We start from the raw sequence: 12,721 nt of genomic DNA, 5'->3' as shown, positions 1-12,721 counted from the left end.
CAAGTTACTCCTTTAAAAAGCTGTACTCTACCTGTGAACGATATATTAATTGATTCCCTCTTTCACCCAATTCCTGAGCAGAGCTTCTCAAGATACTAAAGGATAGTCCATTTTCCGCAAGTTTCCCTTTAGGCAATAGCGCACCGCAAACGATATGGAAATCATGTGGCCCCGGCTCCAATTTGCTCATATGACCTGCAGCTAAATATGGGCCATCCCCCGTCTGCGGGGCATAGGCAGTTACGTTATTTAACACTCCATTCTCGTCTACATTATTTGGGCTATCAGAAATGGTTGGAATCGATAAATTCGCAAAACGAAAAACCGGTGAATCTATATCCCCTTTAACCACGATATGATTAAAAGAAAGTAATGCATAACTGTTGCTTGGAGCCTCTTTTTCTACAGTGTAAACCAGATTATATTTCTTAACCCAAATCATGTTCTCCGGAATAAGCTCCCGATTCGGATCGTTCGGATCGCCCATATCAACTACGACATACTTCTCTACTTCTGAAAATCCATTTTCCCCATCGTAGCGGAGTTTCGTCGTATCAAATGGAATGCCGTGCGCATCCCCCCATCCGAAATACTGCGGAAGCATCGTCAAAATATTCGTCCTATGCCAATAAATCTCCGCCGCCGAAGTAGCATACTTATCCGTCGGCAGGCTGGCTCCTTCCCGAATCTTCATGATCCTCCGGATGACCGTCACGGCTTGAGCGCGCGTTGTCGGCTGATCTTCCCCGAGAGTGCCGGCTTCGTCCATGCCGGTAATGATGCCTTTCGATGTGGCCAGGTACATCCACTTCTTCGCATCATAGTTCGCTTCCCCGGTAGCGCGGACGGCGATCCGAGCCATTTCCTCGCGGGTAATCGGCTCGTTCAGCTGATCGGCGGCGAATTCGCCCGTTTGGTGAATCCCGTTCACTTCGGCCGTCTTCACGTAAGGCTGGAACCATTCCCCCGCGGCGTCCTGCTTTTTAAACTTGAGCGCATCGACGACCAGCTTCAGAAACTCGACGCGGCTGACGTTCTGATCCGGCCGGAACGTGCCGTCCGGGTACCCGTCGACGAATCCGTCCTTCAAGGCGAATTCTATTTGATCCTTGGCCCAATGGCCGTTAACATCGCTTAATGCCGGCGCGGCGTTTGTGCTGGATATGGATATGAATAGGGATAAGCCGACGATCATACCTGCAATTGTTTTTTTCACTATAGTTCTCTCCTTTTTTATAACAAGCTGTTAGATGGTTATTTGCTCTTTGCGTTTCCTGCGTAGATGATATGGGTCGGGCCCTCCGCTCCGATGCCCTTGAAGACCACTCTGACTTGACGGTTAGGATCTGGGGAAGCCAGCTGCCCTTTGGGCAGCACCTCATAGCTTGTGAACGGACGGATGACCTGCTCCCCTGCATTGCCTGTTACCGCTCCGCCGTATTTTAAGGAAAACCGGTTGTTCCCGATAGGCGTGTAGTGATCGGCCGGAGCCACTTGATACGGATGGCCTTGTGCCCGAAGTTCTCCTGTATCGTCATACAGTTTATCCATGAAAGAAGCATAGCAAGGCTTAACGGCATTAGACTGAGCCGGAAAGCTTTGAATCCGCAGCGTCTGCTCCGACACAAGCACATAGATGCCGCTTTCGCCGACATCTTTTATTTTTTTCTCAGCGGTATCCGCCCATTGCAGGTCATCCGGCACAAGGAAACGGTTCGGATCATGAGGATTGTCCATATCTACGACAACATAGCGGTCGAGGGAGCAGGTCATATTCCCGTTCATGATGGAATGTGTCGACAGCTCTTCGCGGTAATCCGCACCGCCCGTCTCGTCGAAATATTGCGGCAGCGCGGATAACAGATTCGTTCGATGCCAATACATCTCCGCTTCCGCTATGACGTATGCATCCGCAGGGAGGCTGATCCCGGCGCGGAGCTGCTTGATTCTCCCTATTACCGTCACCGCCTGCGCGCGCGTCGTAGGCTCGTCCGGCGCCAATGTTCCCGTTTGATCCAAACCGTTAATAATCCCCTTCAAGGCGGCAAGGTACAGCCACTTTCGAGTATCCGTCTGATCAATCCCTATCGCCCGCACCGCCATCCGGGCCATTTCTTCGCGGGAGATCGGATCTTCGAGCCGATCCTCCGGAAATTCCCCGCTCTTGTAAATCCCTCGAGCCAAAGATGCGTTGAGGTACGGGGTATACCATGCGCCGGTGGCTGCCTCCGGTTGATCCCACTGGAGCGCATCCGCCACCAGTTTAATAAACTCCGCCCGGCTCACATTCTGTTCCGGTTTGAACGTGCCGTCCGGATAACCGTCCACATAGCCCTCCTGAACCGCCGCCGTAATCTGCGGCTCTCCCCAATGATCATGGATGTCGTCGAGACTGCTCGCCTCAGCCGTTCCGCTCCCCGCTTCCTGCAACAAGGCCGCCGCGACGAGCACGGACAAGGTTAGTTTCATCAACCGGTTCAAATGATCTCTCTCCCTTACACTTTGGTGTCTGCTTTTACTGAAAAAAACAAATACAAAAAGCACCTCCAGACATAGGAAAATTCCCTTTGAATGGCGGTGCTTCCGGCTTCTATTATTATGAAATTATAACACATCAATGCCAAAACTTTCCTATGCAGTTCGATTATACTAGATACCCTCCGTTTTTGGCAACCACTATCCGAATAAGTAGTTCTTAAGAACTACTATCATCAAAAATCATAACTGCTGCAATAAAATCAGCCCTACCAAATGATCGGCGCTGTCGTTGATACCGTAGAAAAACAAATCCCTTACCTTCGGGCTCGGGGTCAGCAAGTAAGTATCGCGGTACTGCCGGATGGTTTCCCGCTCCCAGCGAATCATTTGCCGTAATCCGTCCGGATATGTGTTGTGAATAAACGGCTCCGGCTGCACAAGCGGTTCCGTGCCTTTAAGCTCGATGTATAACGCCTCCAGCAAAGCAAAATATTTCTTCTCTTCCGCCAGCATCCGCTCCAAGTCCAAGGCGGTCTCCTCGTCAGGAGACATCTTGACCAGCGACGCATAAGCCCGAATTAATGTAGCCGTGCGATTAACGCTCCATTGCAGTTGGGACATAAAACGGCGCACGTCCCGGTACTGCAGCTTCGCAGATAAGGAAAAACTGTCATCGGCAGAGGGGGATTTGATCATCATCCGGCTTCCTCCATTCCCAATCAAAGGTAGGCAAAACGCCATACTATAGCCTATTCACTACAGCTCGCCCATGTGCGCCCCCCTATTATTTATTTGCCGGATTCGCGTTTTCCGCTTCGTTTCTCCGCGCTCAGCAAAGTACGGTTAAGCCAGAGCGCTCCCGGATGTCCGCGACGAAATTTGCGGATTCGGATGCCAGTGAGTTTGACGGCCAGCTGCTTTTGGTAGCGACTGATTGCGTCGATCTGTTCTGCCACGCGTTCGGCGGATGCCGCCGGGATTTCCGAGACATCCGCCATGCTTTCGATGATTCGGGCCAGCGCTCTTTGACTGCGGGCAAGAGAATGCAAAATGTGCAGCTTCAATTTATTTTCTTCATAATGCCAGTTCATTTGGAGCCGCCTCCGAACGGAAACAAATCTCCGACGCCCGCTTCCCCGCCTGAATCTGAGCTTTCTTCGTCGTCTCCTAATAAGACGGACATATTTTTCGACAATGCTTGCTCCATCCTCGTCAGACCCTCGATCACTTCGATCAATTGCTCATGAACTTCGATCGCCCGTCTGACCTGCTTGCTGTGATCGTCAAACTGCTGGGGAGAAACATGGTTGCAAATCCATTGGCAGGAACGGGTCGCTTCCGCCGCTTTGGCTTCCAGAATCAAGGCGATGTTGTGATGAAATTTAACCGCAGCCTGCATCATTTTATAATAGGAATCGCTTCTGCTCAATGTTAGTCCTCTTTTCCGTTAAAAGATGTTCATTCTTCCCCGTCCGGCATGTCAACTTCCTTCATCACATAAGACAAGTTTTCGGCTAAGGCTTCCTCCAAATCGGCCAGACTGCTTAAATAGACTGCGATATTTTTGGCTACGTCCAAGGAATGCTCCGTAAGCATTTCGACGCCATCGACATTTGGATACTGCTCGGCAATATTATGAACCAATTGCGACATATGAACGGCGACATGCCGCTTGGCTTCGAGGATATTGGCCATCTCCATTTGCGAGGAGGCGATATGTTCCAACATTTTCGTAATTTGCTTATGCATCCGATCAACCTCCCGGAGGTATAAAGCTGCTCTCTCACAACATATGCAGCCGAAGATTGAAAGACCACAGCATTAGCCTATACAGACCGTATTGAAGGGGCGTCCGACGCTAAATATGCGCTTGCGGCTCCATGCCCCATTTCTCGATAAACTTTTGGCGATTTTGCAAAATGAGATGCTTAACGGATTGTTCGTCTTCTTTGCGGAAGCTCGCGCTGCCATGATGATAAATAAAGCAATCTCCGGCAATCATCAGCCGGTAACCCGCTTGGCGGGCTCGGTGGCAATAGTCGTCATCCTCATAATGCCCCGGGGAAAAACGCTCATCCAGCAGACCGACCTTATGCAGCAGCTCCCGGCGCAGCAAAAAGCACAGCCCTACAAGCCTTTCCACCTCCATCCATTTCCCGGGGTCCGTCTGATTCATCCGCTCCGTCATATCTTCTACCGTGGTAAAAGTCTCCCCAAGCATCTGCTTGCCGCTTGCATAATTGGTCATCGGCCCGACGATGCCGATATTTTCGCTGCTGTACAAGCATCGCAGCATGTTGGAAAGCCCGTTCTTCGTCATCAGCGTATCGTTATTGAGCAATAGCAGCGCGTCTCCCGTAGCGATGCGCAGCCCCATATTGCAAGCGATCGGGAAGCCGCGATTCCAAGGAAGCGAGATCAGCTTCACATCGTTCTTCAAGCAATAGTCGACCGAGCCGTCGGACGAACCGTTATCGACTACAATGATCTCATAAGGCGTTAGAGTATGCTGGCGGATGGATTGCAAGCACGGCTTCAGCCAGGGGAGACCGTTATAGTTAGGTATAATGAAGCTCGTCTTCTGCATTCCCTTCTACCTCCAAGCATAGGATCGTTTACGCATCGTGTCGGCAAAAGCCATTCGTTCTCCCTTCAAATCGCCGATCAGTTTAAGGGCTTCGAGATGGTCGCCGACGATCAGTTCAGCCACATGGTTCATGGGTCCTATATTGTTGTTCCTCACCCGGTTGCGGCGCACGACATCCACGCTGCACGCCGATCTGATTTGTAGACCGTGATGAACAGCCAAGGCTTGGGCTTTGGGAGGGACCATTAACGATGCAATGCCTATCGTTTCCACTGCCCTCCGGGACAGAGCATGCGGCACCGCCGTCATGGAATTGGCTTGCAAATCATTGCGCCCCAGGGCGACGTTCAAAAACTGCTTCATATACGTAACCTGGTCTCTGTTATAAAACAGCCCCAAAAACGGGGAAATATCGTTCAAGGCCACATCCGTTCCGCGATCGACGGCGCTGATGAAAGGAAGCAGCCGCTCTGCGGACAGCTGAATGTCGCCGTCCAAAAAAAGCAATATTTCGGACTGCGCCATCTTAGCCCCTACGGCGCGGCCTACGTCATGACCGAGCGGTTCGGGATAGAACAGCACGGTTGCGCTAGGATGCTCGCGAGCCTTCTCGAAGCTGCGGTCGCTTGAACCGTTGACAATGACGTAAATCTCTTCGAGCGGAAGCCGCTTCAGCTCGCTCATCACGCTGCCGATCGTCCTTTCCTCGTTCATCACCGTCACTATAGCGGCAACGGATTTGCCCGTCGGCATCATCAGCCAATCCCGCGGAGGCTTTCTCTTGCCCCGGAAATAGCCGTTCACATACCCTTTGGCCGCCTCTTCATAGCGTCTCCAGCCCGCTCCGATCCGGCCCACGCCGTTTGCCCTGCGCAGCCAAAGCCGATTCAGCGCTTGGATCGGATTCGGTTCGTTCTCGACCGTATAATCGGCTGCGTCTTTCCGCCCCGCCCGAAATCCCGCCTGAAAGGCTTGAGAGAATATGCGGGGCCTGAACGGACGGCGCCGCCGCTTTCCCGTTCGCTGGAACCGCAGCGGCTGCGGGTGGGCTTTCGGCTTGCCGCGCTTCCGGTTGCCCGGGCCGGCGACTGGCAAACGCCTTGAAGGAGCCGGCTTCTTCACTATTGCTTTTGAACGCTGCACAAGCAGATCACCTCACCATATTCCGGTTTCTATTCAAATCAGTATGCAGCCCGCGATCGTTCGTAGACTGCGTATACCAGCGCAGCGCCTCCAAGTGATCGCCTACGATCAATCTGCCGAGCGGGTCCGCCCGGTTGCCCCGCCGGCGAACCGGGTTCAGCAAGCCAACGTGAATAAAGTGGACGGCCTCCACCCGCAGCTGCTTTTGCACGGCCATCGCTTGCGCTTTGGGCGGGACCGCAAGATTCTCGATCCCTATGGCGTCTAGCGCTTTGCGGCTTACAGCGTGGGGAATCGTCGTCATCGACGCTCCTCGAAGATCGGCTCTGCCGATGGCCGTATTCAAAGCATGCTTCGCCAGCACTACCGGATGAGCAGAGGAGCGTAAACGAGTCGGGCCTATATATCGGTTTAAGGCAACGTCGACGCCGCGCTCTACCGCATAAATAAAGGGGCGCAGCTTCTGTGCAGGTATGACCATATCTCCATCCAAAAATAGCAGCACGTCGCCGCTGGCATACCGCGCCCCCACGCTTCTGCCGACGTCATGACCGAGCGGCTGTTCATAGAAAATGACGCGGGCGCCCGATACCCGGGCTATGTTCTCCGAGCCGTCGGTAGATCCGTTGACGACGGCTATAATTTCTACGCCGGGCTGCAGCTTCTTCGCTTCCCGGATGACGCGAGCCAGCGTTCTTCGTTCGTTCATGACGGGGATGATGACGGACACTTTCAAGCGGGGCCGCTTGAATCTGGGGGAAGAGGGAGTACGTACTGGTCGCATTCTATGACTCAACTCCAATCGCTGCATTTGTTGTGCAAAACAACTCCACATTATTTTATGTACATTTATTATGAGAGCGAGGGCTAGTGCACATAGCGAAGAAAATTGAGGCTGCGGAACATATGAAAAAGAGAGCCGAGATTTATCGGCCCCCGCGATTCACTATCTTCTGCACATATATTCAAACGCCGCCCGTTCGAAAAGCTCTACGCTTCGCTCCCATGTCCACTTCTCCGCTTCCTTAAGCCCGTTGGAAGCCAGTCTGCGGCGCAGCCCGGAATCGTCGACCAAACGTATAATGTCCTCTCCCAGACGGTTGTCTGTGGCGTAAGAGAGCAGGCAATTGTGCTCATGCCGGCAATATTCCATATTGCCGCCCGAATAGACGGCGGCGAGCGGCGTACCGCATTTCATCGCCTCCAGCGCCGGCAGAGGACACGCTTCGTGCACGGAAGACGTTACGAAGATATGCATTTGATTATAGTGATAGCACAGCTCGGCATCACTGGCCGGCGTGTAGAACCGGAATTGCCCCGTTTCGCGCAATTTCATAAGCGCAGGCGAGGTGAATACGTCGCGCGGAGGACCGATCAGATTTAACTCCACCTGCGGCCGCTGCGCTTTAACGAACAGCATATGGCTAATCAGCGCCTCCTGCTGCCGATGCCAGGCATCCCCCCCGTCCGGCTTGCGAATGACGGCGCCGATCTGCAGCGGCCCGCCGTGATCTCTAATACTGTACGGACGGAAGATTTTGCTTACTCCGATAGGGATGACTTTCGCTTCGACGCCGTGATTCAAGTAGACCAACTCCTGCTGATACCGGGATAACACTAGAAGATTCGGCGTCATCTGATAAGTTGGGAAAGAAACGGCCTGATCCGGCAAAAATAACGGTTCGTAGCATAAACTCAAACGCATATGAATTCCCTTCCCCTGCTCCGACGCTCTCTGCACGGCTTCCACCGTCGTGTAAAAATTTGAGACGAGCACATCCGCATAGGGAAAGTCGTGCTCCGTCATCGTATCGCCGGCGGTACGAATCAACCGGGCGTTCAGCGCAAAATCGATGATTCCGGCAGAAGGCATCACAACCGTCACTTCATGTCCTTTGCGGATCAAGCCCTGCATGATCTCCACAAGCATCCTCTGGGCTCCGCCTTTGGTTAGGGTCATAATCGCAAATGCAAATCTCATCAGGTTACCCTTCTTCCCTATGGTCTGATTATATTCATCCAAAATCCGCTGCAGCAAAGCCTTAGCGGGTATATTGCAGCAGCGGGGGCTCATTGCAGCAAAATTTCGATGTTCGCCCGTCCGGCCGAAGATATTCTAACCGCCCGGGTCTTGAAACCGTAAGCCTCGCTGAAGCAGCCCAGCTCGTAGGCGCCCGGCTGTACGCCCGGCAGCGCGAATTCCCCGTTAGCTCCGCAATGCATGCTTCGGAGAACGACGCCGGATGCGTCCAGCAAATGTACGCGGGCATCGGAGACGGCGTATCCGGAGCTTGCGTCCTTAATGGTTCCTTGCAAAGTCATCGTAGGTACGACAAGAGCTTCCTTCGTTTCCAAGAGCATATCGCGGTAACCGCACTCCATTTTATCGATAAATGGTTCCGCTGCCTTAGGTGCGCGTTTGCCGCCGGCTGCGTCCATGTATGCCCGCACAGTCCGATCGATCATGACCGCATCGTTCCAACGCTGCTTCGAATGCTCTCTGGCCGTCCTTGACAGACGCTCCCGCAAGGCGCAATCGTCGGCGAGGAGCAGCAGCTTCTCGTACAGCGCCTCGGCGTTTCCCGGCTCGACCAAGTAGCCCGTCACCCCCTCTTCGATCATTTCGACGATGCCGCCGACGCTGCTCGCCACCACAGGCTTACCCAGACTTTGCGCCTCGATAACGGAGAAAGGCAGATTATCCTGCAAAGAGGGAAGCGCCACAACATCTGCGCAAGACAGGAGGTTGGGAACATCCGTCCGTTTTCCCAGCAGCTTCACATGATCCCCGAGCCTCATCTGCCTGATTTGCCTTTCGAGCTCTCCTCGCATCACCCCGTCTCCAATAAGCCAGCATACGGCGTCCTTTCTCCGCTCGATCAGCCGTTTCATCGCTTGCAGGAGATGCGTTTGTCCTTTGATCGCAACGAGGCGGGCCGGGCAAGCTATAATGAATCGATGGCCTTCGCGCTCGGGAGAGCGTTCCTGGGCATCTTCCTTCGGCAGCGGATGAAAGTCATGCTGGCTTAACCCGTAAGGAACGATATAAGTATTCGGATGAGCGACCTGAAACGTCGACAAGCACCGGGACAGCCAGCGGCTCGGCAAAATGAGACAGTCCGGCGTCATGGCCCCGTAGTACTCCTCCAGCGCCAAATGATGGCGTTCCAGCCTGGAACGGACCCGAATTTCTTTATTCGCTACCCATTCCGTCGCCAGACATCCGTGAATGGTGGCAACCAGCGGTACGCCGGAAGGCTTCGCTCTGGCGAGCGCGAAGGTCGAAATAATATCCTGGGAGTGAATCACATCGTACCGATCCAACCGCAGCTGCCGGCATGCCAGCTCGAAGGCGCGCTTCTCGCTCTCCCTCCACAGCATCCACGGCGAAAGCACGATATCCCGGTCCTTGTATTGCCCTGCCGTCTGCGCCTCCGCTGCGGCCAAAAGCGGCGCTTTTTCCACTTCCTGGCCGTCCTTGATCAAATAATATTTTGTTAAATCCGGATGCTGGGCGAATATGTCTACTTCATACCCTCTTCTCTCCAGGCCGTCCCGTAAAATCTCAAGATAGGTCCATACGCCTCCAATATGAGGAAGGGGCCAGTAGGTTGCCAACAAGATTTTCATCCGAGTCTCTTCCTTTCATCTCTAATCGTGTCTAAAGGTTGAAGCGCTGCCTTTCAAGCTCTTGATTTACTATATTCCGTTTCTCGCGTCTTGCTTTCCGCTCATTGCTAGAGCCGCTCTCCTATTGCCGATGAAACTTCGGAGGCGCCGGTTGAGAAAACCGCGTTCAAACTTAAAGTTTCCCCTGCGATAAAAAAATAGCCACTAGACTAAAGGTCCGGTGGCTAAAACAAGCTATTTATTTATCTTCCTTCGGCAAGTCGGCGTCGTCATGCTCTTCATCATCCGTATCGTCCAGGGAAGGACCGAATTCGGGCACATCGAGCGAATAGTCATAACCCGCCGGCAAATAAGGAGTTATGTTGTCTCCTAACAATCCGGTTCCCGGGCCGGTTCCAGGACCCGTTCCGGGGCCTGTATACAAGCCGGAGCCGGGAGCTTTGTTCAGCCATCTGAAGTACGGGGCCGTTGCGAAGATCCCTTTCTTCTCTTGTTCCAGTATCCATGCCAGCTTCTCTTCGTCGGTCAAGTCGGAAGGGACCATGCTGTGATAGATAGGAGGAATTTTGGCCATCTTGGCTTCAAGCCGGTTTGCATTATCGTTTTTTTTCACGCGGGACAACTCCTTTGTAATATATTACGATCTTAGTATATTCCCGCCGCAAGAATCGGTATGGACAACTGTTCGAAGGCAATCGTCCGTTTTCTGTCTACTCACACAAAAAATCTCTTATTCGCCGCTTCCTTCCGCCTTCGGCTGTACTTGCTGCGCTTGCGGCATGGGCGGCGTCTCCGGCGGCGACATCGGCTCATAAGACGGAGGAGTGACCTCCTGCGCGATAAAAGAAATCAAACTGGCATCGAGCAGCGGGCCTACGGCCTCATCCGCTTCGACCTGCTGCATCGCAGGGGATGACTCCGGCATCGTCTGCATGTCCATTGCACCGGACAACACATTAATAAATGCCGGGTCGGGTATCAAATAATCTGAGGGCAGATTCTCCCTTACGGCGTCCCATACTTGCGGTTCAACTTTAATTTCCGGCTTGGGAATATCGAAGGAAAAGATCGGATCGTACAATTCTCCCGGCACAAGGCCGTCGCTCTCGACCGGTTGTTCCGGCGGCGCTTGAACGGGAGGATCGGGTATCGCAGGGATTGCCGGCGGCAAGATCAGCGGCGTAATAGCTTTCCGCACACGGCGAACTTTTCGTTTGCCCGCCCTTCTAGCCGGAAGAAGCGATGCTCTTTTCCGCAGTACGGTAGATCTGCTTTTGCGTCTTTTTTTCAATACTCTCTTTTGCGGAGCCTTCCCTAACGCGGTTTTGTTCCTTTTCCGTTTTTTAAATGGCAGCACATTCTTTTTGGCAGTCTTTTTCCCGCTTTTTTTTAGAGCGCCGTTCTTTCCCTCCACAACGCCTTTCTTCACGGCAGCTTGACTGTTGAGAAGAACCGTTCCGCCCGCCGCTCCGGCTTTGCCGCCTTGCTTTCGGAGCTTTCCGTTCTGGAGCTTTCCGTTTCGGATCTTTCCGGCAGGTGGGGCGGCCGCATATCCGTTTCCTTTTCGCAGTGAAAGTTTATCTGCCATGGGTGTTACCTCCTCGTTTTAATATGCGTCCATGGGTCGCCGATTCGTAAACGTCCAATGTCGCATCCATCATAACCGGCAGCGACCAATGATGCAGAGCCCACCGCTTAGCCTGTTCGCCCAGCCGCCTTCTCAGCACATCGTCTCCGAGAATCAGGTGCAGATTGTTGAACATGGCCTCGCTCTGGCCAGCCGGAGAAACGAGCCCCGTCTTGCCGTGAGCCACCATTTCGGGTATTCCCCCGGCATCGGAGACGACAACGGCTTTCCCCGCAATTTGTGCCTCCATGACCGAGAAGGGCAGATTGTCCTGCAAGCTGGGCAGCACGAAGACATGAGCCTGTTTGAGCAGCGCAGGCACGTCGGATCGGGAGCCCAGAAACTGGACATACGGGTCCAGACTCAAGCTGCTGCTTTGCTGCCGCAGCTCATGCATTAACGGTCCGTCGCCCACAATCCAGCATACCCAGTCGCTGCGGACTTGCTTCAGCCTTGCCAAAGCCGTCAGCAAATGCTTATGCCCTTTTACCGGCACCAGGCGCGCGGGACATATGATCACCTTTTTATCCTGCGGTCCCCTAAAGGCCGTCCACTGCTCCATCCGCTCTTGAAACGCCCCGATATCGATGCCGTACGGAATGATTCGCAAATGCTCGCCCGGCACTTTAAATTCGCTCATGGACAATCGTTTCAGCCATCGGGTCGGAACGATCGTAGCGTCGCTCGATATCGCCCCGTACAGCTCCTCGGCAGCTGCATATTTCCAGGGCAGGCTTTGCTTGCTCGTAATCTCCCCGGAATAAATGAATTCCGTCGCCAGACATCCGTGAATGGTTGCAACGAGAGGAGTTCCCTTCGGCTTGGCGCGCCAGAGCGCCCTGGCGGATACGATATCCTGAGCATGGATCAGATCGTACTTATTTAATCCGAAGGCGGCGGCGGCAGTTTCGAAGCAGTACCGTTCGATGTCTCTCCACCGAATCCAGGGATCTACATGGGGCATGTACTGTTCGTAATAAGCGTATACCTTCTCGTAAATCAGATTTTTGATCTTGCTTTTTTCCAAAACCCTGCCGTTATTCGGCATATAGTACTTTTCCATGTCCGGATGATGAGCAAACACATCGACCTGATGCCCCATCCGCTCCAGCTCTTTCTTCAAATTGTCAACATACGTCGACACCCCTCCCACATGCGGGAGATAAAAATAAGTGGTTAGCAGTATATTCATATCCCCATCCCTTCCTCACGAAGAAGCCCGATGTATTCTATGTTCCGGCCCCTGTATTCGAAAG

14 protein-coding genes are annotated in these 12,721 nt (G+C 53.3%); all 14 read right to left on the bottom strand.

The annotated features are described in order from the left end of the window. Positions 1–4: 4 nt before the first annotated feature. The 14 genes from SK3146_RS29750 to SK3146_RS29685 all read right to left on the bottom strand — a co-directional run bounded on the left by SK3146_RS29750 (position 5) and on the right by SK3146_RS29685 (position 12,657). Positions 5–1,216: an S-layer homology domain-containing protein gene (locus SK3146_RS29750; RefSeq protein WP_249862178.1), complete on the bottom strand. Its 1,212-nt coding sequence runs from the start codon at positions 1,214–1,216 to the stop codon at positions 5–7. 38 nt (positions 1,217–1,254) lie between these two features. After that, the gene (locus SK3146_RS29745) at positions 1,255–2,481 is read right to left on the bottom strand and encodes an S-layer homology domain-containing protein (protein WP_249862177.1); all 1,227 of its coding nucleotides are present in this window, start codon (positions 2,479–2,481) and stop codon (positions 1,255–1,257) included. 237 nt (positions 2,482–2,718) lie between these two features. Further along, positions 2,719–3,177, bottom strand: a complete 459-nt coding sequence (locus tag SK3146_RS29740) for a ferritin-like domain-containing protein (protein WP_249862176.1) — start codon at positions 3,175–3,177, stop codon at positions 2,719–2,721. A gap of 89 nt (positions 3,178–3,266) precedes the next feature. Beyond that, positions 3,267–3,569, bottom strand: coding sequence for a hypothetical protein (locus tag SK3146_RS29735; protein WP_249862175.1), 303 nt, complete (start codon positions 3,567–3,569; stop codon positions 3,267–3,269). After that, a complete protein-coding gene (locus tag SK3146_RS29730) occupies positions 3,566–3,907 on the bottom strand; it encodes an alpha-helical endospore appendage domain-containing protein (protein ID WP_249862174.1) in 342 nt (113 codons plus the stop codon). Before SK3146_RS29730 ends, SK3146_RS29735 begins: the two co-directional genes overlap by 4 nt. A 29-nt stretch (positions 3,908–3,936) precedes the next feature. After that, positions 3,937–4,227 carry a nucleoside-diphosphate sugar epimerase gene (locus SK3146_RS29725; RefSeq protein WP_249862173.1) on the bottom strand — a complete coding sequence of 97 codons (291 nt, stop codon included), beginning with the start codon at positions 4,225–4,227 and terminating at the stop codon, positions 3,937–3,939. A 109-nt stretch (positions 4,228–4,336) separates the two neighbouring features. Further along, entirely contained in the window at positions 4,337–5,065 is a 729-nt protein-coding gene (locus SK3146_RS29720; protein WP_249862172.1) for a glycosyltransferase family 2 protein, read from the bottom strand. Positions 5,066–5,071: 6 nt separating this feature from the next. After that, positions 5,072–6,208: a glycosyltransferase family 2 protein gene (locus tag SK3146_RS29715; protein ID WP_249862171.1), complete on the bottom strand. Its 1,137-nt coding sequence runs from the start codon at positions 6,206–6,208 to the stop codon at positions 5,072–5,074. Between the two features lie 7 nt (positions 6,209–6,215). Continuing rightward, positions 6,216–6,917 (bottom strand): glycosyltransferase family 2 protein, encoded by a 702-nt coding sequence (locus SK3146_RS29710; RefSeq protein WP_434006832.1) that lies wholly within the window; start codon positions 6,915–6,917, stop codon positions 6,216–6,218. 237 nt (positions 6,918–7,154) lie between these two features. After that, the gene (locus SK3146_RS29705) at positions 7,155–8,189 is read right to left on the bottom strand and encodes a glycosyltransferase family 4 protein (protein WP_249862169.1); all 1,035 of its coding nucleotides are present in this window, start codon (positions 8,187–8,189) and stop codon (positions 7,155–7,157) included. A gap of 89 nt (positions 8,190–8,278) precedes the next feature. Then, positions 8,279–9,838, bottom strand: coding sequence for a glycosyltransferase (locus SK3146_RS29700; protein ID WP_249862168.1), 1,560 nt, complete (start codon positions 9,836–9,838; stop codon positions 8,279–8,281). A gap of 238 nt (positions 9,839–10,076) precedes the next feature. Continuing rightward, positions 10,077–10,451 (bottom strand): hypothetical protein, encoded by a 375-nt coding sequence (locus SK3146_RS29695; RefSeq protein ID WP_249862167.1) that lies wholly within the window; start codon positions 10,449–10,451, stop codon positions 10,077–10,079. Between the two features lie 117 nt (positions 10,452–10,568). Further along, a complete protein-coding gene (locus tag SK3146_RS29690; RefSeq protein WP_249862166.1) occupies positions 10,569–11,036 on the bottom strand; it encodes a hypothetical protein in 468 nt (155 codons plus the stop codon). Between the two features lie 379 nt (positions 11,037–11,415). Further along, complete coding sequence (locus tag SK3146_RS29685; RefSeq protein ID WP_249862165.1) at positions 11,416–12,657, bottom strand: glycosyltransferase family 4 protein; 1,242 nt, start codon at positions 12,655–12,657, stop codon at positions 11,416–11,418. Between the last annotated feature and the right edge of the window lie 64 nt (positions 12,658–12,721).

Origin of the sequence: Paenibacillus konkukensis (assembly GCF_023523925.1) — a bacterium.
Classification (GTDB): Bacteria; Bacillota; Bacilli; order Paenibacillales; family NBRC-103111; genus Paenibacillus_S; species Paenibacillus_S doosanensis.
This window is presented reverse-complemented; position numbering and strand designations above follow the sequence as displayed.